Source organism: Salinibaculum salinum (assembly GCF_037645885.1).
GTDB classification, from domain to species: domain Archaea; phylum Halobacteriota; class Halobacteria; order Halobacteriales; family Haloarculaceae; genus Salinibaculum; species Salinibaculum salinum.
Window position 1 is genome coordinate 14,413 of record NZ_JBBENW010000009.1, and the last position, 22,307, is coordinate 36,719.

The 22,307-nt window shown below is 57.0% G+C and carries 20 protein-coding genes; 11 read left to right on the top strand and 9 right to left on the bottom strand.

The annotated features are described in order from the left end of the window. Window positions 1–1,140 carry a thiamine pyrophosphate-dependent enzyme gene (locus WDJ60_RS10835; protein ID WP_340100448.1) on the bottom strand — a complete coding sequence of 380 codons (1,140 nt, stop codon included), beginning with the start codon at window positions 1,138–1,140 and terminating at the stop codon, window positions 1–3. 242 nt (window positions 1,141–1,382) lie between these two features. Between WDJ60_RS10835 and WDJ60_RS10840 the strand changes: the two genes are divergently transcribed. After that, entirely contained in the window at window positions 1,383–3,065 is a 1,683-nt protein-coding gene (locus WDJ60_RS10840) for a thiamine pyrophosphate-binding protein (RefSeq protein WP_340100449.1), read from the top strand. Between the two features lie 20 nt (window positions 3,066–3,085). Here WDJ60_RS10840 and WDJ60_RS10845 read toward each other — a convergent pair whose 3' ends face one another. Beyond that, the gene (locus tag WDJ60_RS10845; protein ID WP_340100450.1) at window positions 3,086–4,051 is read right to left on the bottom strand and encodes an NAD(P)-dependent oxidoreductase; all 966 of its coding nucleotides are present in this window, start codon (window positions 4,049–4,051) and stop codon (window positions 3,086–3,088) included. Between the two features lie 318 nt (window positions 4,052–4,369). Here WDJ60_RS10845 and WDJ60_RS10850 point away from each other — a divergent pair, with 318 nt between their 5' ends. From WDJ60_RS10850 to WDJ60_RS10860, 3 genes are all read left to right on the top strand, one after another. After that, window positions 4,370–5,167 (top strand): ABC transporter ATP-binding protein, encoded by a 798-nt coding sequence (locus tag WDJ60_RS10850; protein ID WP_340100451.1) that lies wholly within the window; start codon window positions 4,370–4,372, stop codon window positions 5,165–5,167. Further along, window positions 5,164–5,916 carry an ABC transporter ATP-binding protein gene (locus WDJ60_RS10855; protein ID WP_340100452.1) on the top strand — a complete coding sequence of 251 codons (753 nt, stop codon included), beginning with the start codon at window positions 5,164–5,166 and terminating at the stop codon, window positions 5,914–5,916. The genes WDJ60_RS10850 and WDJ60_RS10855 overlap by 4 nt, the downstream gene beginning before the upstream one ends. Window positions 5,917–6,684: 768 nt before the next feature. Next, window positions 6,685–7,443 (top strand): IclR family transcriptional regulator, encoded by a 759-nt coding sequence (locus tag WDJ60_RS10860; RefSeq protein WP_340100453.1) that lies wholly within the window; start codon window positions 6,685–6,687, stop codon window positions 7,441–7,443. A gap of 108 nt (window positions 7,444–7,551) precedes the next feature. On the opposite strand, the gene WDJ60_RS10865 is transcribed toward WDJ60_RS10860, so the two are convergent. Genes WDJ60_RS10865 through WDJ60_RS10875 form a run of 3 tightly spaced genes read right to left on the bottom strand, consistent with a single transcriptional unit; the run spans window position 7,552 to window position 10,515 of the window. Then, the gene (locus WDJ60_RS10865) at window positions 7,552–9,003 is read right to left on the bottom strand and encodes an NAD(P)(+) transhydrogenase (Re/Si-specific) subunit beta (RefSeq protein WP_340100454.1); all 1,452 of its coding nucleotides are present in this window, start codon (window positions 9,001–9,003) and stop codon (window positions 7,552–7,554) included. Between the two features lie 3 nt (window positions 9,004–9,006). After that, window positions 9,007–9,288: an NAD(P) transhydrogenase subunit alpha part 2 gene (locus WDJ60_RS10870; RefSeq protein WP_340100455.1), complete on the bottom strand. Its 282-nt coding sequence runs from the start codon at window positions 9,286–9,288 to the stop codon at window positions 9,007–9,009. 18 nt (window positions 9,289–9,306) lie between these two features. Beyond that, window positions 9,307–10,515 carry a Re/Si-specific NAD(P)(+) transhydrogenase subunit alpha gene (locus WDJ60_RS10875; RefSeq protein ID WP_340100456.1) on the bottom strand — a complete coding sequence of 403 codons (1,209 nt, stop codon included), beginning with the start codon at window positions 10,513–10,515 and terminating at the stop codon, window positions 9,307–9,309. Between the two features lie 240 nt (window positions 10,516–10,755). Here WDJ60_RS10875 and WDJ60_RS10880 point away from each other — a divergent pair, with 240 nt between their 5' ends. Beyond that, a complete protein-coding gene (locus tag WDJ60_RS10880) occupies window positions 10,756–11,211 on the top strand; it encodes a MaoC/PaaZ C-terminal domain-containing protein (RefSeq protein ID WP_340100457.1) in 456 nt (151 codons plus the stop codon). A 135-nt stretch (window positions 11,212–11,346) separates the two neighbouring features. Here WDJ60_RS10880 and WDJ60_RS10885 read toward each other — a convergent pair whose 3' ends face one another. Then, window positions 11,347–12,780, bottom strand: a complete 1,434-nt coding sequence (locus WDJ60_RS10885) for an amidase (protein WP_340100458.1) — start codon at window positions 12,778–12,780, stop codon at window positions 11,347–11,349. Between the two features lie 193 nt (window positions 12,781–12,973). Here WDJ60_RS10885 and WDJ60_RS10890 point away from each other — a divergent pair, with 193 nt between their 5' ends. From WDJ60_RS10890 to WDJ60_RS10900, 3 genes are all read left to right on the top strand, one after another. Continuing rightward, the gene (locus tag WDJ60_RS10890) at window positions 12,974–14,248 is read left to right on the top strand and encodes an ABC transporter substrate-binding protein (RefSeq protein WP_340100459.1); all 1,275 of its coding nucleotides are present in this window, start codon (window positions 12,974–12,976) and stop codon (window positions 14,246–14,248) included. 155 nt (window positions 14,249–14,403) lie between these two features. Next, on the top strand, window positions 14,404–15,531 hold the full coding sequence (locus tag WDJ60_RS10895; RefSeq protein ID WP_340100460.1) for an amidohydrolase family protein: 1,128 nt from the start codon (window positions 14,404–14,406) through the stop codon (window positions 15,529–15,531). A 1-nt stretch (window position 15,532) separates the two neighbouring features. Continuing rightward, a complete protein-coding gene (locus WDJ60_RS10900) occupies window positions 15,533–15,895 on the top strand; it encodes a Rieske (2Fe-2S) protein (protein WP_340100461.1) in 363 nt (120 codons plus the stop codon). 24 nt (window positions 15,896–15,919) lie between these two features. On the opposite strand, the gene WDJ60_RS10905 is transcribed toward WDJ60_RS10900, so the two are convergent. The 3 genes from WDJ60_RS10905 to WDJ60_RS10915 all read right to left on the bottom strand — a co-directional run bounded on the left by WDJ60_RS10905 (window position 15,920) and on the right by WDJ60_RS10915 (window position 18,400). Continuing rightward, window positions 15,920–16,303, bottom strand: coding sequence for a hypothetical protein (locus WDJ60_RS10905; protein WP_340100462.1), 384 nt, complete (start codon window positions 16,301–16,303; stop codon window positions 15,920–15,922). A gap of 153 nt (window positions 16,304–16,456) precedes the next feature. Continuing rightward, window positions 16,457–17,530, bottom strand: a complete 1,074-nt coding sequence (locus WDJ60_RS10910) for a branched-chain amino acid ABC transporter permease (protein WP_340100463.1) — start codon at window positions 17,528–17,530, stop codon at window positions 16,457–16,459. Between the two features lie 6 nt (window positions 17,531–17,536). Beyond that, entirely contained in the window at window positions 17,537–18,400 is an 864-nt protein-coding gene (locus WDJ60_RS10915) for a branched-chain amino acid ABC transporter permease (RefSeq protein WP_340100464.1), read from the bottom strand. Between the two features lie 344 nt (window positions 18,401–18,744). On the opposite strand from WDJ60_RS10915, the gene WDJ60_RS10920 reads away from it, so the two are divergent. The 3 genes from WDJ60_RS10920 to WDJ60_RS10930 all read left to right on the top strand — a co-directional run bounded on the left by WDJ60_RS10920 (window position 18,745) and on the right by WDJ60_RS10930 (window position 22,199). Next, on the top strand, window positions 18,745–19,887 hold the full coding sequence (locus WDJ60_RS10920; RefSeq protein WP_340100465.1) for a CaiB/BaiF CoA transferase family protein: 1,143 nt from the start codon (window positions 18,745–18,747) through the stop codon (window positions 19,885–19,887). 62 nt (window positions 19,888–19,949) lie between these two features. Beyond that, window positions 19,950–20,921: an aldo/keto reductase gene (locus WDJ60_RS10925; RefSeq protein ID WP_340100466.1), complete on the top strand. Its 972-nt coding sequence runs from the start codon at window positions 19,950–19,952 to the stop codon at window positions 20,919–20,921. Between the two features lie 240 nt (window positions 20,922–21,161). After that, complete coding sequence (locus WDJ60_RS10930; RefSeq protein ID WP_340100467.1) at window positions 21,162–22,199, top strand: 2,3-butanediol dehydrogenase; 1,038 nt, start codon at window positions 21,162–21,164, stop codon at window positions 22,197–22,199. The last annotated feature ends 108 nt before the right edge of the window (window positions 22,200–22,307 follow it).

Genomic DNA, 22,307 nt, shown 5'->3' on the forward strand with positions numbered 1-22,307 from the left:
TTAGAACCCCCACTCCACGCTGAAGGCGTCGTCGCCGTACTCTTCGCGGAGTGCGGATAGCTCTTCGTACTGCCGTTGCAGTTCCGGCGTCATCTCGTGGTAGACGTTCTCGAACATCGTTTTCGGATCCTGGTGTCTCGCTTCTGCCTCCTCGACGGCGGTGTCGACCTCCGCCTCGACTCTCTCTTCGATGTCCGTTTTCGACTGTTCGTCCAGCCGATCCGTCTCCTCGAGGAACGTCTCTAGCCTGGCGATCGGGTCCTTTTGCTCCCAGCGTTCGAGTTCCTCCTCGCTGCGGTACTTCGACGGGTCGTCAGAGGTGCTGTGACCGCCGAGTCGATAGAGGAACATCTCGATGAGCGACTGTCGACTCTCCCCCTCGTCTGGGGACTTCGCACGCCGAAGTGCCTCTTTGGTTACTGTGTACACCGCCAGTGGGTCCATCCCGTCGACATAGACGCCGTCGAAGCCGTAGGCAGTGGCCTTTTGTGCGATAGTCGCGCTCCCTGTCTGTCGCTCGATGGGCACGGAAATCGCGTACTGATTGTTGTCGCAGACGAAGACGTTCGGCGTATCGAACGACCCGGCGAAGTTGAGCGCCTCGTGGAAGTCTCCCTCTGAGGTCGCACCATCTCCGAAGTGAGCCAGAAACGCCCGGTCGTCCATATCCAGAATCTGCGAGGCCATGCCGAGTCCAGCAGCGTGGGGGAGGTGTGTCGCGATCGGTGTTGGGATAGTGAGCGTGTTGAGCTCTTCAGGGAGCTCGTGGCCCGGTTCTTTCCCCATCCAGTAGAGAAACATGTACTTCGGGTCAAGCCCGCGTGTGAGCATCGAACCGAACTCCCGGTAACACGGTATGAGCCAATCTTCATCCGCCAGTGCGTACGCGGTCGCACAGTTCGCTTCCTGTCCGTACCCCGAGGCCATCGTCCCGGAGCGACCCTGCCGCTGGAGACTCACACCACGCTGGTCGACTGCGCGCGTTAGTTTCATGTAGTAGTAGAGTTCGACGAACTCCTCGTCAGTCAGGTCGGGCAGGAGGTCCTCGTCGACTACGTCGCCATCGTCGTCGAGCACCTGAATCTTGTTCGGTGGCTCGTCTGGTGCTTGATATTGAAATATCTCTCTCTTGAGCGTCATTATCTGTCTATCTCGTGTTTCTCGAAGACACCTCATATATGTTTGTACTAGTCCGACGCTCGAGTCATTGTGTTGCTCGTGCTGTTGGCTGTACGCCCGTAACAGTATTCGTCGTCTCCAGGCGGCGAATCTCGTCATAGCTGTTCAGCCGCCGGTAGCAACAGGGGAGTGGTGACCGGACCAGGGGCAAGTATAATAATCACGTGGTGCCCTGTGACTAGATAGCGGGACGCAAAAAACAGATGCTCATATCAGACGTAATCATCCGATATCTCGTCGAAGAGGAAGTTGAGACGCTATTTTCACTCATGGCCGAGGACGTCATGGGAATCACCGCGACGGCACAGGAGGAGTGGAGTGACGACCTCAGCGTCGTTGAAACGCGCCACGAGCAGATGGCGATGGCGATGGCGGACGGGTACGCCAGAAGCACCGACGATATCGGTGTCTGTGTTGTCGGTCGCGGCCCGGCAATCGCTCAAACTGGGACTGCACTCGGAACGGCGAACGTTAACGGGTCTCAGCTGCTGGTTATCACAGGCGAGACACCGATGTCGTCGCTCGGCGGCCTCAAATACTTCGAGCAAGAGACGTTCCTCGGCCCACTTACGGAAGACGTCATGTCGGTCCGTGACGAAGAAGCGCTGCTCCCAACGTTCAGAGACGCCTTTCGACGACTTCGTCGCGAACGCGGGCCAATTGTCGTCCAGGTACCGTGGGACCTGATGGATTCCGAAACAGACCTCTCGGTAGAGTGGGAAACCGACAACTTCGGCACCGAAGCGATCGATCCGAATGCCGCACGTGCTCATCCAAACGAAGCGAGCGTGCGTGAAGCGGTCGATTTGTACCTCGACTCGGACGCGACCGTTCCACCGCTGATTCTGGCAGGGAGGGGTGCCGTCGAGTCAGACGCCAAGGAGGCAATCGAGGACCTCGCCGAACGAACGAGCGCGCTACTGGCGACGACGCTGCAGGCGCAGGGCTACTTTTCGAACCACCCCTTCTCACTCGGGTTTCCGGGAACGTTTGGCTCGAACATCGCCAACGAATCCATCACGCAGAGCGATTTCGTCCTCGCGGTCGGTTGCAGCCTGAACAACCACACGACTGATATGGGTCGGCTCGTCGACGAAGCGACGGTCGTTCATATAAATAACGACCCCGCACACATCGAGCGGGATACGCCCGTTGACCTCGGTATCGTCGGCGATGCCCGCGAAACTGTCGCGGAGATGGAGCGCGAACTCGCCGACCTGGATATGGACTTCTCCGGAAAGTTCTGGACAGAGAGTACCGAGCGTCGGATTGCTGATGCGTCACCATGGGACGATACAGAGTTTGTGGACGAGCCCGGACGGATGGACCCGCGTGAACTGATGGACGTACTCGACGCCGTGTTGCCCGAAGACCGGCTCGTCATCACTGACGCTGGACACTTCCTCAACTGGGCTATCGATGGGATCACGATTCCCCATCCCGACGACTACATGTGGACGCTCGATTTTGGTGCAATCGGCGTCGGCTTCCCGATGGGTATCGGTGCGGCCTGGCAGGAAGACGAGCGCACGCCGGTCACGTTCGTGGGCGATGCTGGCTTCCTGATGTCGTTGCAGACGCTAGATACGATGGCTCGATACGACATTCCATCTATCGTGGTCGTCGTCAACGACGACGCACTGGGGTCCGAGTACCAGCAGCTCAAAAACCGTGGTATCTCACCCGACGCTGCCGTCGCAGAGGCACCGAATCTGGCAGCACTCGCTCGCGACTTCGGGGTCGAAGCACACACCGTCGAATCGGCTGATGACCTCGGCGAACTCGACGAGACATTGTCGACCCGACCGACTGGACCGGTCGTTCTCGACTGCAAGGTCGACCGAGACGTCAAACATCGGTTCTACGACTCTGACCACATGAATTGAAACGGTCGGAGCCTTCGAACTCAGTGGTGCGAGGGCGAGAGTAGGTCGTCGTCGACAGTCTGGTCGTACACGTCCGGATTGAGCAGGTTATTCGGCACGTCACCGTCGAGACAACTCCGTATCGAATCGCTTACGAGATTTCCCTGTTCGGTCATCGACTCGATGAGGACTCCCGAGATGTGTGGCGTCATCAGACAGTCCTCCAGTTCGAGCAGCGGGTTCCCCTCGACGCTGGGTTCGTCCTCGAACACGTCGATGGCCGCGCCGGCAATCCACTCTTCCTCGATGGCTTCAGCTAGTTCTGCGTCGGAGTAGAGGCCGCCCCGAGTTGTGTTGATTAGGTACGCACTCTCTTTCATCTGCTGGAACTGCTCGGTCCCGAGCATTCCCCTCGTTTCGTCGGTTAGCGGGCAGTGCATTGAGACGAAATCCGATTCTCCGAGCAGCGTATCGAGCTCGACGAGCTCGACGCCGAGTTCCTCCGCACGCTCTTCCGGGAGATACGGGTCGTACGTGATGATGTCCACGTCGAAGGGCTGAATCAGTTCGACCACCTTCGAGCCGATCATTCCCATTCCGATTGTTCCGAGTGTCTTCTCGTAGAGGGTGTGACCCATCTTCGGAATGCGATTCTCGAATCCGCGCTCGCGTATGTGGTTGTCGTACTCCATGGAGTTGCTCGCACAGACTATTACCATTCCAAGTGTCGACTGTGCGACGGCACGACGAACAGGCTGGGGTGCGTTCGTCACGGCGACGCCGTGTTCAGTACACGCTTCGATGTCGATGTGGTCGAGTCCAGCCCCGAACGCGGAGACGACTTTCAACTCGTCCAGTCCTTCGAGCGTTTCTTCGGTGACGTGTTGCTGAATCGCGATTACCGCGGCCGCACCGGGCAGGTCCTCCGGCCGAAGTTCGTCGTGATTCTGTGTCGTGAGGAACGTCACGTCGATGTCGTCTGCCTCGTAGAGGCTGTCGAGTCCCATGTCGTAATCTCGCTCCGGTACTCGCAGGTCGTTGGATACGTAAACGGTTGTCATAGTCGTTCTGTGTCAGCAATTACGTCACCAGGTTAAAATGATTTCGCCCGGATCGACTGCTGGCATACCACGTTTCTCTCCCGGTACCGCTCGGATGTCAGTACCTCGGTTATCTGTGGTAAACACTTCTGCTGCTGACTCCCCGTCACATTTATTGCCTCTCGGCTCACCGCTTAATAGTACGAAAATGAAACACATGACAGGCGTTCCCAGAGCGCACAATAACGCTGTGACGGGTATCGATATCGTGCGAGGTGAGAAACGGTGAGTGATGCTGCTGCTGAGTCGACAGGTCCGACGCAGTCGACCACTGGGACGGCCGAGTCAGAAGACGCGATGCTCGTCGTCGACGGACTCACCAAACGGTTTGGTGGACTCACTGCTGTCGACGACCTTTCCTTCTCGATAGAAAAGGGGGAGATAGTCGGTTTTATTGGCCCGAACGGGGCCGGGAAATCGACGACGTTCAACTGCGTCACCGGAACGTTTCCCCCGACTTCTGGAACGGTGTTCTACGAGGGCGAAGATATCACTGGCATTACAGCACACAAACTGGTCAAGCGCGGTATCGCCCGCACGTTTCAGGAGTTCCGACCGCTCGAAGACCGGAACGTCGTCCAGAACGTCGCGCTCGCGCTTATGCCGGGCCGCCTCCTCTCGTTGCACGGGCTGCGTGGCGAAACCCTCGACGAGGCGACAGCGTTGTGTGAACGTGTCGGTCTTGGGGACCGGTTAGAGCAGATGCCGGACGAACTCCCACACGCCGGACTTCTCCGTCTGGAACTGGCCCGTGCGCTCGCGACGGACCCAAATCTCCTTCTCATCGACGAACCGTTCGCCGGACTTACAGAACTCGAAGTGCAAAAAATCTCGGACCTGTTGCTCGAAGAGCGGGACAAGGGACTGACTATGATTGTCGTCGACCACAACATGCGGGGATTACTCTCTCTCATTGATCGTGCTATCGTCATCAACTTTGGCAGTCTACTGGCTGAGGGAACTCCTGAAGAAATCCGTGAGAACGAAGAGGTTCAAGAGGCATATCTCGGAGGTGAGCTATGAGCCTCGATGCAGAATCCGGGGGCCAGACAGCGGGCTCGGATGCGGGCGAAGCAATCCTGTCCTGTGAGGGCCTTTCGGTCTCCTATGGGAAAATCACCGCACTCAAAGGTGTCGACATCTCGGTCGAGGAGGGTGAGATTGTCGGTGTCATCGGGCCAAACGGGGCGGGTAAGACCACTCTCTCGGAGACTGTCACGGGATTACTCGACTATACGGGGTCTGTTCGCTACGATGGGATGGAAGTATCCGACTACACGGCACCGGACCTCGTTGAGAAGGGTATCATCCACTGTACCGAGTCACGAGACCTCTTCGGTCACATGTCCGTCGACAACAACCTTCGACTCGGTGCGTACCGGAACAAGGCGGACACTGCCGACAGACTCTCGTTCGTCTACGACCTGTTTCCGGCGCTCGAAGACCGGAAAAAACAGAAAGCCCGGACGATGAGCGGTGGTGAACAGCAGATGCTCGCTATCGGACGTTCCCTGATGGGGAACCCTGATTTTCTGGTCCTGGACGAACCCACACTCGGTCTCGCACCGGTCATCCTCGAGAACATCAGCGAGGGTATCGACCGCCTGCAAGAACAGGGTTTGACGATGCTGCTGTGCGAACAGAACGTCCAGTTCACAATACGACACGCAGACCGCATCTACCTCATAGAAAACGGTGAGGTGGTTCGCGAAGGGTCACCCGACACGCTCCGTGACGACGAGTACATTCGAGAAGCCTATCTCGGCGCATAACCTGTATTTTCTTCCGGCCGCACTTCTGTGTCAAGTCTGCTCGCAACGTGTTCTTGTACTCGGTAGACGAGTGCTGATTCGAAACCTGCCTCGGCGAGTGCCTGCAGTCTCACTGTAACTATCTTGTTGCATACTGGTCTCTGGATGAGTTGAACGTCCGAATCCCCAGACACAGGTACATTCGGCATTTACGAATATTTTGTACAGATACGCAATCGTATCTCCGGCAAAGTAGGACGTTTCCTTGACCTCAGGCCCCTATTATTACAGCTATACGATTGTAATGGTTAGCTAACTCTGGGGAGTTACGGCGTAACTGGTTCGATAGGGCGACTTTTCAGTTTCTGTGATGGGTGTTGACACGATTCAGAGAGCGCGAAGTATAGACTGTTTTTTTCCATTTGGTACCATAGTTCGTACCGGGGCCATCATTGTGAATCTCACGCACGAATTTGTCTGTATATCCGAACGTGGCACACTGAAATTACGCCGGTGACTCCGGATATATGTACAAACCTCCACTGAAGGTCGGTTACAGGCTCGTTACGTGGCATTCGGTGATGCCGACTATATAGATCGACCGTCGTTGACGGCGTGGGGTCGTCGCGTGGCGCTATTTCTGGCCAGAACGATTTATTTTAGTATCTCTTCGACTGTGACTATTCTTCGTAATCCACTGATACGAGGTGGTAGTAACCGGTGAACGATTCGAACTCGGGGTTTGGAATAACCGAATGAATTATGTGGGTTGGTACCAATGCGTATCACATGAACGAAACAGTCCCGGTTCAGACGACACAAAAATCGTTCGAGGTCGTCGACGAGTTAATCGAGCAACACGAGGCGACACTCGACGAACTGACGACCGCATTAGAGATGCCGAAGGGGACACTTCACGGTCATCTGAAGACACTCGTTGACCTCGGGTTCGTGAACAACGACAGGGGCACTTATCGACTCACACTGCAGTTCTTACAGTACGGCGCTCGGATTCGAAACAACAACCAACTCTATCAGGTAGCGAGAACGGAGCTGAACCAGCTTTCGCAAGACACTGGCGAACACGCGACGCTCATCATCGAAGAGGGCGGTCGGGGTGTCATTTATAGCATTGTCGAGGGAGACCACCCGACGAAACTAATTACGAGTGCCGGGGTCCGAACGTACATGCACACTAATAGTTGCGGGAAAGCCATGCTCGCGGAGATGAGTCGGGAACAGATCGAACAAATTATCGAGGAACACGGACTACCAGAGCAGACGAACGAAACCATCACCGACCGGGACGCGCTGTTCGAGGAACTTGACCGAATCAGGGAACGGGGCTACGCGACCAATCAGAGCGAGGCGCTCAAAGGGATGAAGGCAGTGGGCGCAGCACTGAAGGACATCAATGACGAGGTCATAGGTGCAGTCTCGGTGTTTGGCCCGACTAGACGACTCGACAATACCCGGCTCACCGCAGAACTCCCACACCGGGTGCAAGAAGCTGCGAACATCATCGAGGTGAACTACAACTACGAGTGAGCTCTCGCAGCGTTTGAAACGGTTACACCTCGGCTGAATCCTATCTCGGGCAAGTGAGCACTGATTTTAGTGCTACTGGCACGTTCGTAAGCGAGATATCTGAGTGTGTCAGGACGTTCGTTCCTTGTATTCACCTACCAGGTCCTGTATAGACTGTTTGGCGTCACCAAAGAGCATACTCGTGTTGTCGTTCGCGAACAGTGGATTTGGAACACCGGAGAAACCGGGGCTAAGGCTCCGCTTGTTGACGATAACGTTCTGTGCCTCCGAGACGTTCAACACCGGCATACCTGCGATTGGGCTCGATTCGTCGGTGTTCGCCAGCGGATTCACGACGTCGTTGGCACCCGAGATGATAACGACATCCGTTTTCGAGAAGGTTGGATTAACCTCTTCTAGCTCCCGCATCTTCTCGTAACTCACGTCGGCTTCGGCTAACAGTGCGTTCATGTGTCCTGGCATCCGGCCGGCAACGGGGTGGATACCGAACTCGACGTCGACATCGTTCTCTTCGAGTAGTTCTGCGAGCTCAGCGAAGGCGTGCTGGGCCTGTGCGACGGCCATCCCGTAGCCCGGGACGAGAACGACCCGTTGGGCTATCTCTAGCAACATCACGACCTCTTCAGGCGATGTCTCGGTGATGTTCCCCTCATAGATATCCTCCATATCTTCGGTTTCACCGCTCTCGCCGAACCCGCCGAAGAGGACGTTCGTCAGCGACCGATTCATCGACTCACACATGATGACTGTTAGGATGAGCCCGGAGGCACCGACGAGCGTCCCTGCGATGATGAGGACGGAGTTGTTCAGCACGAAGCCCGTCGTGGCAGCGGCCAACCCCGAATAGGAGTTCAACAGGGCGATGACGACGGGCATATCTGCACCGCCGATAGGGACGACAAGGAATACACCCAACAGCGATGCTGCTACGACTAGCGCCCAGTACGATGGAATCCACGACGCCAGTGGTGCTGTCCCGAGGAACTCTGGCTGGAGTATCAGAAAGAGTCCAGCAAGTACCGCGACGAGCAGCGACACTATCTTGAGGCCGTGGCCAGTGTTCGCACTGACTGGTGAGTCACCGACGAGACCGTGTAACTTACCAGCAGCGACCAGGCTCCCCCAGAACGTCACGGATCCGATGATGCCCGCGATGGCTGCTGTCGCCGTCAGGCCGAGTGGAAGGGTGACCGATGCGCCGAGCAGGTTGAACTGGTCGACAAGTTCTGCGCCAGCGACCAGCGCAGACGCTCCGCCACCGAATCCGTTGAACAACCCGACGAGTTGTGGCATCTCCGTCGTCTCGACTGTGACTGCCAGCCACGCGCCGATAGCACCACCGACGAGCAACGCAGCAGCCAGGACAACTGGTGAGAGGATTTCGAACCACAAGACTGTGATGCCGACAGCGAGAAACATCCCGACCGACGAAATCTGGTTCCCTCTGGTCGCTGTCCGAGGATGGGTCATGTCCCGCAACCCCTGAATGAACAGTATCCCGGCGACCAGATACACGAACGCTAGGAGCGATTCGGGTGCGCCACTGAGAATGCCAGCCATGGGTTAGCGCCCCCGCTGGCTGAACTGTGCCAGCATGAAGTGACTGACTAGATAGCCCCCGACAACGTTGATTGTGGCCATGACGACTGCCAAAAACCCGAGCGCAGTCGCCAGTGTCGTCGACCCGGAGCCTGCGACCACGACAGACCCAAGCAGGGTGATTCCCGAAATTGCGTTCGCGCCGGACATGAGCGGCGTGTGTAGGTTTGTCGGAATCTTAGTGATGATTTCGTATCCGACGAACGCCGACAACACGAACAACGTCAGGTTCTCGATGAACGTCATGTTGGCACCTCCAATCCGTTATTCGGCATCTGTTCCCTCCGTCTCGCTGGCTTCTTTGTCGGCTTTGTCTCCAGAATCGTCAGTGTTCGGCGGTTCATCCTGGATGTGTGGGTTTCGTATCTCGCCATCGTGCGTTAGCAGGGTGGAGTCGACAATTTCGTCCGTCGTATCGATTGTGAATGTTCCGTCCACTACCATGTTCTGCAGGAAGTTTTTCATGTTGTTTGCGAATTGCTCGCTCGCTGTGTGTGTGACCGTCGAGGGCAAGTCTGTCGGTCCGAGTATCGTCACTCCATCGTGGTCGATGCGCTCATCCGCGACAGTTGGTTCACAGTTTCCACCACTCTCTGCTGAAAGGTCGATAATCACGGACCCTGCGTCCATGTTTTCTATCATCTCCGTCGTCACGAGTTCGGGGGCGGGCCGTCCGGGAATCGCTGCTGTCGTAATCACGACATCGGAGTCAGCGACGACACGCGTCAGTTTCTTTCGCTGTTGTTCGAGGAACTCCTCGCCCATCTCGATTGCGTACCCCTCCTCGTCACCTGCTCCTTCTGTTTCAAGGTCGAGCTCGACGAAGTCTGCACCGAGGCTCTCGACCTCTTGTTTCACTTCTAGTCGGATATCGTAGGCACGAACCGAAGCACCGAGTCGTTCGGCTGTGGAGATTGCTTTGAGACCCGCGACGCCGGCACCGATGATGAAGACTTCTGCTGGCCGGATGGTCCCAGCGGCTGTCATCTCCAGTGGGAACATCTTCGGCAGTTCCGTTGCAGCCACCAGTGTCGCTTTGTAACCACCAAGACTGGCCATCGATGAGAGTGCGTCCATACTCTGTGCGCGACTGATTCTCGGGATTAGTTCCAGTGCGAAGGCACTCACGTTTCGTTCGGCCAACTCTGCCAGTGTCGCATCGTCGATATCGTACGGCCCTAACAGCCCGACAACGAGCTGATTCTCTCGGTACGTGTCGAGACTCGCGTCGTCGGTCGCTCCCAGTGCCCGGACCTGGAGGATAATGTCGGCCTGTTCGAACACGTCCTCTCGGTTGCCGAGTACCGTACAGCCCACCGATTCGTACGCCTCATCTGACCAGTCAGCAGTCTCACCGACGCCGGCACCAACGTAGATGTCGTGTCCGTCTGCGATGAGTTCCGCGGCGACTGGTGGGACGAGGGCGACCCGTTCTTCGTCGCTCGCCGTCTCGCCTGGAACGCCGATAATCATGGCGCTGCCGTCTGTCCCGACTTCGCTGCTGTGGCAGCGGCTCCTGACTCGCTCTGTACCGGACCGGCGCTATGTCTCATGTGTACAGACATCACATAGAGGTCCTGATATACAAAGCTAGTGATATACTGGCCAGTTCCCTCGGATTCAAAATCCACCCGCTACGCTCTCGTCGAAACAGCGGTGTCCAGAAGAAACGTGGTGACATATTTATACCCGGGTGTCGTGGGACCATAGTACATGGAGTCGAAGTACTACGAAGAGTTCGAGGAGTTACACGGTGAGACGTACGAATCCCAGGGCAGAACAGTCACGGAGGCCGATATCGTGAACTTCGCTGGTGTGGGTAACGAGTTTCATCCACTACACATGGATGCCGAGTTCGCGGCCGAGACGAACTTCGGTGAGCGCATCGCCCCGGCAGGACTGACGCTTTCGATGGCGCTCGGATTGCTGGGCACGCTTGGCCTCACCGAAGAAACTGGAATCGGTCTCTACGGCCTCGACAGTGTTCGGTTTCCGGGTCCGGTGTTCATTGACGACACGCTGACTGCGGTCTGTACGGTTGGAGACACTGAACCAAGAGACAGTCTCGACGGTGGACTCGTCACGCTCGAAATCGACGTACGTAACCAGGACGACGAGACGGTTCTCGTATACGACCACAAGGTGCTCGTTCAGTCCAGTGGCGAATAAGCCAGACAACTGCTCGCGAGAGCCGACGAGGCACCGATAGTCAATTTTGAGACGGTGTACACATCGACCGAGTACGATCCCTTGGTCGAGTGAACACTGACGTTCAGAATCTACTGTAGGGGTTACCACGCCGAGTCAGCCGACCACTCCCGATTCGATGGTCGTCCCGAGACGAACGGCTGCCGCCTCTCCGTAGCGACGCGTCGCGATTTGTATTCCGACGGGCTTGCCGTCGACGTGTCCGACCGGGACCGATAGGGCCGGATGTCCAGTCAAATTGAACAACGCGGTGTGTTCGACGAGGGCGAGGGAATCGCCGACTGCGCCGAACGGCGGTGCTGGTATCGGGGTCGTTGGTCCGACGAGTGCGTCGAAGCGCTCGAAGAGACTTTCGATGGTGGCGGTTAGCTCTTGTCGCGCGTTCTGGGCAGCAGCGTAGCGTTCTCCGTGGGTGAGTTCGGTCACTGCTGCCCCGAGGAGCAGCGAATCACGAACGACGTCGCCGTACTCACCGTGGGCCGTCGCACCAGTCATGGCACTCTGGCAGAGACTGCTGTCGCCCGTCCCGGTTCCGTAGATCTGTCCGCCTGCTCTGACCAGCGTCGAGAACTCCGGCGAGAGTGTCCCGAGCAGGACGGTCGACGTCATCTGATAATCTTGAATCGAGACTGATTCGACAGTAACACCGGCTTCGGACAGGGCGGTGACACCGTCTCGAACTGTTTCGGCCACCGCGTCCTCCGAACGCACCATCGCTTCGTCGATGACACCGACGCGGAGGTCCTCAACACTCTCCCCGATGGCCGTGCAGAGGCCGCTGAGTGTCTGTCGGCCGAGTGACGACGGGTCCTCTGGAGACGGTCCAGCAATCGCATCGAGCGTTCGGGTGGCAGTCGCAACGTCACGCGCCAGCGGTCCGACGTGGTCCAGCGACGGCGCGAGGTCGACGAACCCTGACCTGGGTACTGTAGCGTGGGTCGGTTTGAAACCGACGACGCCGCAGAGTGCTGCTGGAATTCGAATGGACCCTCCCGTATCGCTCCCGAGCGCAGCATCGACGTCTCCGACTGCCACCGCTGCTGCAGACCCGCTGGAGGACCCACCGGGGATACAACCGGCAGCGGCCGGATTTTCGATTCGTCCGTGTGCGCACGTCTGCCCGGTCGGGGACAGCGCGAACGCGTCCATATTAGTCGTCCCGACGATGTCGGCCCCGGCCTCGACGAGTCGGCGAGTAACTGTCGCGCTGGTTCTGGGTGTAACTAAAACCCCGGTCGAGCCACACGTCATCGGGACGCCTGCGACCGCGATACAGTCTTTGACCGCAACCTCAAGATCGGATAGATGTCCCTGGCCACCGGGTAATCGGCAGCGATAGCGAAATGCCCCGGGACCGGGAGACTCACTGACTGACTCTGGTCGCGGGTCAGGCCGAACTGGCGGGTCGAGACGCTGTAATCGCTCGCAGATGCTGGCGGTATCTGCGGCATACGCGTCGATGTCATCGTCGTCGAGGTTGATACCAAACGAGTTAGCAACCTCTCGAATCACATCGTGCTTTTCTCCCATATCGGACTGAATACTGGTCTCCTACTTATAATTGAACAATCGTCACCTGGACTATTGTCGTCTGTGTGTTTGGAAATCGAATTTGTGTATATAAAACTAACCACAAGAATTAATACGCCATGTGATTACGTTTGACACGGACTCATACATGAGGAACTCGAACGAGGACTCTTCGGGGTCAGATTCAGCAGGCATGATAGGGCGGCGAAATTTCCTACAGGCGGCCGGAGCGAGCGCTTTTGCTGCGTCGCTTGCGGGCTGTGGCGGCGGTAACGGCGGTGGCTCTTCCGATTCGATCAAAATCGGTCTGCTCGCACCGCTGCGGAACATTGCAATGGGTCGGTCGTACGAACAAGCTGGTAAGTTGCTACAACAGCAAGTCAACGACGACGGTGGTCTACTTGGGAACGATCTCGAATTGGCAATTGAGGATCCCGAGTATACGGCGTCGGTCGCTCGTGAAAAATACCGCGAGTTAGTGCTCCGTGAGGAAGTGGACGCAGCTTTCGGTATTATTGGTTCCGAGTCGATGCAGGTAATTTTCGACGAGATTGCGGACAACCAGCAGATATTTATTACCAGTGGGACTGGTGACGTGGAGTTTTCCCAACGAATCAACGAAGATCCAGATAGATATAAGTATATTTTCCGCTCTCACCAGGCCGGTGTGACACAGGGACTGAACCTCGCACAGATGCATGCAAACCTGGCCGAAGCCGAGGACATCAGTTCGGTGGGGCTCCTTCAAGAAGACATTAGTGGCTACGCGGCAAACGGTGAGGTCTTCCGGGACAACATCCCGGATGGCGTCTCTGTCGACGTGGACCAGAAATTCTCTGCCGGGACGGAGGACTACCGACCGCTCCTCAACGAGGCGGAAAACGCGGGTGTCGACTTCGTCTGGACGTGGACTTCACAGACCGGGGCGACGCTCATCAACCAGTGGTCACGGCAGGAGCCTGATTTCGGCCTTGGCGGAATCGTGATTGCTGCGTCCGATCCGAACTTTGGAAACGACGTTGAAGGTGCGGAATCCTTCCTTGGGATGACTCCGGGTAACGTCGCCACGTATACACCGACGGAAACGACGACACAGTTCCAGGAACAGCACATGGAGATGTTCGACGAACTTCCCCCATTCTACACCGGATACACTACCTACGACGCGATATACACGTGGATAGAGGCTGTTCGGGAGGCAGGAACCACCAATGAAGACGACGTCATATCGGTGCTAGAAGAGCAGGAATTCGACGGGGTGCAGGGCACGATCGACTACCTCGGTACGGATGAAGACGCTGATATGGATGATCCACAGTTCCCCCACGATCCCAGAGACGGGGAAGGATATGTCGTCCCGCCGGGATATCAGTGGCAGACTGTAGATGGCGAACCGACGCAAGTCATCACCTATCCCGAAGGTGAAGCGGACGGCAGTTACCAGTGGCCGAGCTGGATTGACCGATAACAGACGTTCACTGGCCCCTGCTGACAGGTACGTCTCCCCAAGCCGCCCGACATCGTTGTGACGATTTTTGATTGTTCGTCTGTGTTGCTAGTGGTACGCCGATATCCCACCTCCCTAACGTTTAAGAGACTGTGATTCATTCTCACACACGTACTATGGCACAAGCAAGTGAATCAGACAAGGTAAGATCACTGGACCAGCTAGACGTGGTGGTCGACTGTGACTCACATGTCACAGACGGGTCTGTGATGTTCGATGAAATCATCGAGTATATGGAAAACGATGTCGCTCGCGAGCAAATCGATGACTCGTTGTTGCCGAACAACAACGTCTTTTCGACTACACTGGCTTCTCCTCCGTTTCCGGACCTGCTCGTTGCGGACGACGGGGGGTTGGGAATTCCACAGTGTACCAAACCGGAACACAAATACGAGTCGATGGAAGAGTACGGCATCGACGAAGCCATCCTCGACCCGACGCTGTGTTCTGCCCTCGGTACAGTGAACAACGACCGGTATGCAGTGGCAATCGCCCAGGCGTACAACTCGTGGCTGATCGATACGTTCCTCGACGATAACGACGGTCTGCAGGGGACCCTCACTGTCGCCCCGCAAAAACCGGACAAAGCCGCTGAAGAGATTGACCGGCACGCCCACGAAGATGATATCGTGGGCATTCAACTTCTTGCGACTGGGCTTCCGCTCCCAGCAGGTCACGAGTGGTACGACCCGATATACCAGGCCGCAGAGGACCACGACCTACCAGTGTTGATGCACAGTCTGTCGAACAGCAACCACTTCGAATTCCCCAAGCAACGCGCGTGGGCAGAAACGTTTACCGAGGACCACGCCATCGCTCATCCGTTCTCACATATGTGGAACATGACGACGATGATGTTCCGGGGTGTGACCGAACGGTTCGACATCGATATCGTGATGCAGGAGGCTGGTATCGCGTGGGTACCGTACATGAAGTGGCGACTCGACGACCACTACCTCGAATCTTCACACGAGCTCCCTCACCTCGAAAAGTTGCCGAGTGAGTACATCGACGACGACTATTACTTTACGACACAGCCACTCGGGCACACCGCAAAGCACCCTGAACATATGGCTTACGCCGTCGAGATGGCTGGGCCCGACAACATCCTGTTCTCCTCGGACCACCCGCACCCCGACTTCGATCTCCCGGGTGAACTGTTCGACAGAATCTACTCCCACTTCGACGGACAGACTGTCCGAAACATCATGGGTGAAACTGCCGTCGACCTGTTCGACCTCTAACATGCCTGAAAGATACCACGTCGCGAGTGAAGAAGAGTTCGCCGCAGAAGAGCGCTCCAGAATTATTACTGAGATTCGGGGCAAGGAGATCGCCGTATTCGAGATTGACGACGAGTATCACGGTGTCTTGAACTACTGTCCCCACCAGGCAGGGCCACTCTGTGAAGGCCGAGTTGTTGGTGACACACAGATTGGAGACGATGGCTGGACGTGGGTTTCTGCCCGAGACGATGAGATAATCTCTTGTCCCTGGCACTCCTGGAAGTTCGACATTCAGGGTGGGGACTGTATCGACGACGACCGCTACTCCGTGCCGACCTACGACGTCGAAGTCGACGACGGAGAAATATACGTCGTGGCTTGAGAGACGGCGTTCGGTCGTCGACGATTATTCGACTGCATCTCGGACGGTTGCCTCGAACGATGCTGAATCGATATCGTATTCCGTGAAGCCTTCTCCTTCTCGACTGCGTCCGATCTCTGTCACGCGGGACCCGTCGACGAACAACTCCCAGTTCGTTCCAACTTCGGGATTGAGTGCCCGAAGTCGAACCTCGACATCGAGTTCATCCTGGAGTTCGGTGATAGTCGGCGGGACTAACTCCCCGTCAGCGAATCGTGGTGGTCGATATGGTCGCATCTCGTGGTGCCGGAACTCTTCGATGTTCTCACGCCACCACTCGGGGTACGTCGCAAGGTCTTCATCCTCGTAGGGGTCCTCTTCGTCGTAGCCTGCCTCCAGATGTGCCGGGCGTGGTGGGTCCTCTGCCATCGGTCAGTCACCTCCAGAGGGTAGGCGGATGGGCTGTCGGTGCGCACCGTGTCCGGTTGTTGAGCAAGTCACTGTGTGAAAAGGTACCACAAGACACAAAATAAATTTGGCGATAGCGGGCAGCAGCGAAATTGGGGAGATAGAACGCGACTTTCAGCTCGCTGCGTCGCCCCTTACTCTATTTGTGAGCCGTCTCCAGAAAGACCGGCCGAGGTCCATCACCACCGGGAAAATACCCCGTGGAATATAGAGTAGAATCCCGAGCGTCACTAGGTAGAAGACCACCAGGTCGATTCGCGAGAACGGTATCTCCAGTACTGGGATTGTCCACTCGAGGTTTGAACTTATTTGTCGCGCCCACCAGAAGAGGAAGCCCCCGACGGTTGGGCCGATAATCGTACCGACACCACCCAGGATAGCAGCGAGCAGGATGTCGATAATAATCGTTAGTTCGAGCAGTTGACCGGGCGTTGCACTGCCGACAGGTGAGTGAGCGAACATTGCGCCAGCGAGTCCAGCGAGACCCGCGCTGAACATCATCGCGAAGATTTTGAACTTCGCAGGATTGAGGCCGCTCGCTGCGACTGCCGTCTTGTCCTCGCGAATTGCCTTGAAGATACGGCCGGTGTCAGAGCGCGTGATGACGTACGAGACGGCAAAGATGACGAACAGCGCACCGACAGCCAGATAGTAGTTCCACAGCGCGGTCGTGGCGAAGTCACCCATCCGGAGGAGCAACTCAGGTGACGGAAGACCGCGCGACCCGCCAAACACATCCGAGTACATGATGAACAGTTGGCTGAGGATGAGCGGTGGCATCAACGTGAACAGGGCCAGCGTGTGTCCCTCGATACGAAGCGCCGGCAGGGCGTACAGCAGCCCTGACAGGGACGTAAGCAGGATAGCAACAACGATACCGATTGCTGGTGAAATCCCCATCTCCAGATTGAGTAGGACCGAGGTATACCCCCCAATCGCGAAGAAGAATGTGTGGCCGAAGCTCACCTGGTCGGTGTAGCCAGAGACGAAATCCCAGCTGATGACGAACATGACGAAATACAGCGCCGACATCATGTTCAGGAGAGTAAGCGTATCGAGATAGGACGGGGCAGCCACTAACCCGAGGGCCGCAAGAAGGCCCACGTAGTGTCGTGGACTGAGCGAAACGCTGCGAACAATCGAGCCGATAGTACCCTGCTTCGTCGTGGATTCAGATTCTGTAGTCATGTTTGATCACTCCGTTTGCTCCCTGCCAAACAGTCCTCTCGGTCTCACGATGAGAACCACCACGAGCATGAGCAGTGGTGCGAGTCCGGTCAACCGTGGGCTAATCAGCGAGGTGGTGAGCGTTTCCAGAAAGCCGATAATGTGGGCGGCGATGATGCTACCCTTGATTGAACCGAGGCCGCCAAGGATAACCACCGAAAACGCGATGATGAGCGGATTCAGTCCCATGTTGTAGACGGCAGTCTGGAACGTTCCAATGAACACGCCTCCGAGGCCAGCCAGCGCACCGGCGACGAGCCACGTGACGACCGAGATACGGAACTTGTCGATGCCGACAAGTGTCGCGCCGCGTTTTGTCATGCTCACGGCCTGGATTGCCTTTCCCAGACTGGTCCGGTTGACGAACACGAGTAGACCCAGAATCGTCAGCCACGAGAGGACGAACATGAGTATCTGATTGGTCTGAATCGATGTTCCTGCGAGTGAGACCCGTCCAGCGAGTAACACTGGCAGTGACTTGGGGGAGGTTCCCTCGAGAACGTAAAACACCTCCTCAACGACGAGGAATATAAGTAGTGTTACTATCACGACAATAATCGGGTCGTCTTCGATGAGTCGCACGGGTCCGATGTAAATGAGGGCACTGAAAATGCCCGTCAACAGGACAGCGAGGATGGTTGCAGGCCACGGCCCGATTCCGAGCAATTGGGTCGAGTACAGCATGAGATAGGCGCCGAGTGTGAGGTACGCCGCGTGAGCAACGTTCAGGACACCACCGACACCGAATATCATCGTGAATCCGACCGATATCAACGCGTACAATGCACTGAGGAGCAAAGCAATTGTCAGCGTCGTTTGTGTAACCACCATTAGAAACACGTTCAATGGGTCCGGATATAAACGTTTGGGAAGTACTGACGGGGTACTGCCTGACAGTGCCGCCAGAGGCCGTCTGGAGGGTATGATACTATTCGACGACCCGTACTGTCTGAACGGTCCCGCCGACCCTCTGTCCAGTTACTTGCGTTGTAGTGGACCGAATGCACCGGACAATCGTGCAGTCCGAACCCAACATTTACGATGGTTGCAGCGCGACAACTTCTGTACGATACGACCAATGACACCAATCCACACCACTAGCTGCCCCGTCCATGATTCGTTGCTGCTCGCTCGAACGCAGAAGTATCGTGTCTCACCTGAGACGGAGGCTCAGTATGAACCCGCTCGGTGACGTGACAATCGTCGACCTCTCGCTGAAACTGCCCGGTCCGTATGCGACGAAGCTCCTCGCCGATGCTGGCGCAGAGGTGCTGAGTGTCGAACCTCCGGGAGGCGACTACCTTGGCGACCCGGAGTCAGAAGAGTACACGCAAACTTACGCCGCGCTGAACGAAGGCAAGCGGTCGGTGATGGTCGACCTGAAAAACGAGCGCGGTCAGGCATTCGTTCAGGATGTCGCTGCCGAAGCGGATGTCGTCGTGGAAGGGTTCGCCCCCGGGACTGCAGAGAAACTCGGGGTAGACCCTGAAACACTCCAGCAACACAACGAGGACCTCATCTACTGCTCGTTGTCGGGGTATGGACAGAGCGGACCACGACGAAACGAGCCTGGTCACGACCTCAATTACCAGGCAGTGGCAGGATTTCTCGACTCCGAAGACCCGACCCCACCGAAGACTCCAGTGGCCGACTACGCAGGTGCGACGATGCTCGCACTGGCGGCGCTCATCGCACTCTGGGGGCGCGACCGTGGTGGCGGCGGCCAGTACATCGACCTCGCCATGTTCGACGTCATCGCCTCTTGGAACAGCGTCCACGTTCCGTGGACGCAGAGCGAGGACCAGCCGACTGACTACGATCCCGTTATCGGTGGGGAGTACCCCTGTTACAACACGTACGAGACGAGTGACGGACGGTATTTGACGCTGGGTGCGATGGAACGGCGCTTCTGGACCGGGCTGTGCGAGGCGCTCGACGTGCCCGAACTGGTCGACGAACAGTTCGCGACCGGTGGCCAGGAAAGTGATGCCTACCAGCAACTCCAGGACGTGTTCGAGACGCGCCCGCTCGACGAGTGGGTCGAAGAACTGGGCGAGCAACTCCCGCTGTCGGCCGTCCAGACGACGAGTGAAGCCATTCACGACCCGCAGGTCGCTGCCCGCGACCACCTCGTGGCCGTCGACGAGCAGACGGGCGAAACCGCGCGTTCGTTCGGTCTCCCGGTCGCGTTCAGCGATATGGAACCGGATACGTCTGACGAGTCTCTCGACGGAACGCTGGAACGCGCCGGTTACGGCAGTGGGGACCTCGACAGTCTCGAAGCCGACGAGGTGGTCACCGAGCGTCGCGAGCCGTAGCTCGTTTGGACGCTTCCGACGACCGGTGAGATTTATCACCGTCGCATCCGTCATCGTGCCGTATGGAGTACACGACACTCGGATCGACGGGTATCGAGGTGTCTCGCATCTGTCTCGGCTGTATGAGCTTCGGGACGCCTGCCTGGCGCGGCTGGGTGCTCGACGAGGAGCAATCGCGTCCAATTATCGAGCGCGCTATCGACCTGGGAATCAACTTCTTCGATACGGCGAACATGTATTCGAAAGGCGAGTCCGAACGCATTCTCGGAAATACCCTCGAAGGTATGAAAGACGAGATGGTCGTCGCCTCGAAAGTCTACTTCCAGATGGACGACGCCGACCCCAACTCGGGTGGACTCTCACGGAAGACCATCGAGCAAGAACTAGACGCGACGCTGGACCGGCTGGGAATGGAGACGCTCGACCTCTATCAGACCCACCGCTGGGACGAGCACACGCCTATTGAGGAGACGTTACGTGCGCTCGACGATGCGGTCCGTCGCGGGAAGGTCCGTCATATCGGCACCTCGTCGATGTATGCGCATCAGTTCGCGGAGGCGCTACACACCAGCGACCGCTTCGGACTCGACCGGTTCCAGACGATGCAGAACCACTACAATCTCGTCTATCGGGAGGAAGAGCGGGAGATGCTCCCGCTCTGTGAGAAAGAGAATATCGGTGTGATTCCCTGGTCCCCCCTCGCGCGCGGGTATCTAACCCGACCGCACGAGGAGTTCGACGCGAGTTCCCGCCCGGAAAACGACTGGTGGGTCAAGGAGAACCCCTACGACGTGGGTGGCGGCCGAGAGATAAACGAGCGGGTCGAGGAACTCGCGGCGGAGAAGGGGATTTCGATGGCGCAACTCTCGCTGTCGTGGCTGTTGCACAAGGACGTTGTCGACGCACCGGTCGTCGGGACGACGAGTGTCGAACACCTCGAAGAGGCCGTCGAGGCGCTGGAGGTGTCGCTGTCCGACAGCGACATCGAGTATCTGGAGGAGCCGTACGAACCGCTGGAACCTGATCGGTGGTGACGGCGTCTCAGCCTGTCCCCTCAGTAGTCGTTTGACGACTCAAAGTAAGTGAACAGTGAGATTCACCGCTTCGAATACCCTTCTTGATGGGATTTACAGTCGATTCGTCGGTGGAGGTAGACGGCCCTGAGATACGGCGTGAGCTTATTTTAGAGACGCCACGATGTGGCCCTGCTCTATTCTGCGTGTGGGGTGGTAACAAGATTTAATATCCTGTCAGAAAGTCTTCTTGACGGAGCAATGAAAGCAGCAAAATACTACGGCAAAGAAGACCTTCGAATCGAGGAAGTCGAAGAAGACGACATGGGTCCGAACGACGTGCGAATCGAAGTAGAGGCGTGTGGTATCTGTGGTACCGACCTCCACGAGTATGCAGCCGGTCCAATCATGATTCCGGAGACTCCGGTTCGATTTGGACACGAGTTCGGTGGGACGATAATAGAGGTCGGAGCGGAGGTGTCAGCGCTTGAAGCGGGTGACAACGTGTCGGTGAATCCGATTCGACCGTGCAACGAGTGTACATACTGTGAACAGGGGCTGGGAAACCTGTGTGACCGACCTGTGTACATCGGATTTACTTCGTCCGTCGGGGGATTTGCGGAACGAATCGCGGTTGCGGCTGGAGCGGCTCACAAAATGCCCGATGAGGTTCCCGTCAAGTATGCCAGTCTGATCGAACCGCTGGCCAACGGCTACTATGCAACCACGGTCGGTGAAGTCGGAGCGGGTGATACCGCAGTGGTGTTCGGGGCGGGGCCAATCGGCCAGAGCATCATTCTCTGTTTGAACGCTGCTGGGGCAACGGTGGTGCTGGTCGAACCCCTCGAAGCCCGACGTGAGATTGCTGCCGATATCGGTGTCGATCTGATGGTCGACCCGACCGAGACCGATCCGGTCGAACGAATAAACGAATTCACGGACGGCGGTGGCGACGTAACGTTCGAAGTCGCAGGTGTCGAGGCGGCATTCGAAGCCGCACTCGCGGTGACGAAAAAGCGAGGCACACTGACCCACGTCGCACTCGCGGAAGAGGAGTACTCGATACTACCGAATCCGTTGACTATGCAGGAGATATCGCTCAAAGGAGTCTGGGGCTATCCGGTCGCCCCACAATCGGGCAGGAGCGAGCACTTCGAGCGCGTACTCAATATGATCGCCAGCGGGAAGATAGACCCCGACCCTCTCGTCACCTCTCGAATCGGACTCGACGACATCGATCAGGGGTTCCAGGCCCTGGGCGAAGAGAAAACCGACGTAAAGATTCTCGTGAAACCGTAGAATTCGTAATTCTTCGAGTCGAGGATATTTTCTTGCAGAAGATACCACTCTCAGACGTATGGGGTGATCTAGTCGTTCCCAATCGGACAGAAGTAGTTACCTCAACGA

What these genes read in the sequence shown, in the direction of transcription:
- WDJ60_RS10835 (WP_340100448.1), bottom strand. Translation starts at nt 1,140, where the DNA reads ATGACGCTCAAGAGAGAGATATTTCAATATCAAGCACCAGACGAGCCA.
- WDJ60_RS10840 (WP_340100449.1), top strand. Translation starts at nt 1,383, where the DNA reads ATGCTCATATCAGACGTAATCATCCGATATCTCGTCGAAGAGGAAGTT.
- WDJ60_RS10845 (WP_340100450.1), bottom strand. Translation starts at nt 4,051, where the DNA reads ATGGGACTCGACAGCCTCTACGAGGCAGACGACATCGACGTGACGTTC.
- WDJ60_RS10855 (WP_340100452.1), top strand. Translation starts at nt 5,164, where the DNA reads ATGAGCCTCGATGCAGAATCCGGGGGCCAGACAGCGGGCTCGGATGCG.
- WDJ60_RS10860 (WP_340100453.1), top strand. Translation starts at nt 6,685, where the DNA reads ATGAACGAAACAGTCCCGGTTCAGACGACACAAAAATCGTTCGAGGTC.
- WDJ60_RS10865 (WP_340100454.1), bottom strand. Translation starts at nt 9,003, where the DNA reads ATGGCTGGCATTCTCAGTGGCGCACCCGAATCGCTCCTAGCGTTCGTG.
- WDJ60_RS10870 (WP_340100455.1), bottom strand. Translation starts at nt 9,288, where the DNA reads ATGACGTTCATCGAGAACCTGACGTTGTTCGTGTTGTCGGCGTTCGTC.
- WDJ60_RS10875 (WP_340100456.1), bottom strand. Translation starts at nt 10,515, where the DNA reads ATGATTATCGGCGTTCCAGGCGAGACGGCGAGCGACGAAGAACGGGTC.
- WDJ60_RS10880 (WP_340100457.1), top strand. Translation starts at nt 10,756, where the DNA reads ATGGAGTCGAAGTACTACGAAGAGTTCGAGGAGTTACACGGTGAGACG.
- WDJ60_RS10885 (WP_340100458.1), bottom strand. Translation starts at nt 12,780, where the DNA reads ATGGGAGAAAAGCACGATGTGATTCGAGAGGTTGCTAACTCGTTTGGT.
- WDJ60_RS10890 (WP_340100459.1), top strand. Translation starts at nt 12,974, where the DNA reads ATGATAGGGCGGCGAAATTTCCTACAGGCGGCCGGAGCGAGCGCTTTT.
- WDJ60_RS10895 (WP_340100460.1), top strand. Translation starts at nt 14,404, where the DNA reads ATGGCACAAGCAAGTGAATCAGACAAGGTAAGATCACTGGACCAGCTA.
- WDJ60_RS10900 (WP_340100461.1), top strand. Translation starts at nt 15,533, where the DNA reads ATGCCTGAAAGATACCACGTCGCGAGTGAAGAAGAGTTCGCCGCAGAA.
- WDJ60_RS10905 (WP_340100462.1), bottom strand. Translation starts at nt 16,303, where the DNA reads ATGGCAGAGGACCCACCACGCCCGGCACATCTGGAGGCAGGCTACGAC.
- WDJ60_RS10910 (WP_340100463.1), bottom strand. Translation starts at nt 17,530, where the DNA reads ATGACTACAGAATCTGAATCCACGACGAAGCAGGGTACTATCGGCTCG.
- WDJ60_RS10915 (WP_340100464.1), bottom strand. Translation starts at nt 18,400, where the DNA reads ATGGTGGTTACACAAACGACGCTGACAATTGCTTTGCTCCTCAGTGCA.
- WDJ60_RS10920 (WP_340100465.1), top strand. Translation starts at nt 18,745, where the DNA reads ATGAACCCGCTCGGTGACGTGACAATCGTCGACCTCTCGCTGAAACTG.
- WDJ60_RS10925 (WP_340100466.1), top strand. Translation starts at nt 19,950, where the DNA reads ATGGAGTACACGACACTCGGATCGACGGGTATCGAGGTGTCTCGCATC.
- WDJ60_RS10930 (WP_340100467.1), top strand. Translation starts at nt 21,162, where the DNA reads ATGAAAGCAGCAAAATACTACGGCAAAGAAGACCTTCGAATCGAGGAA.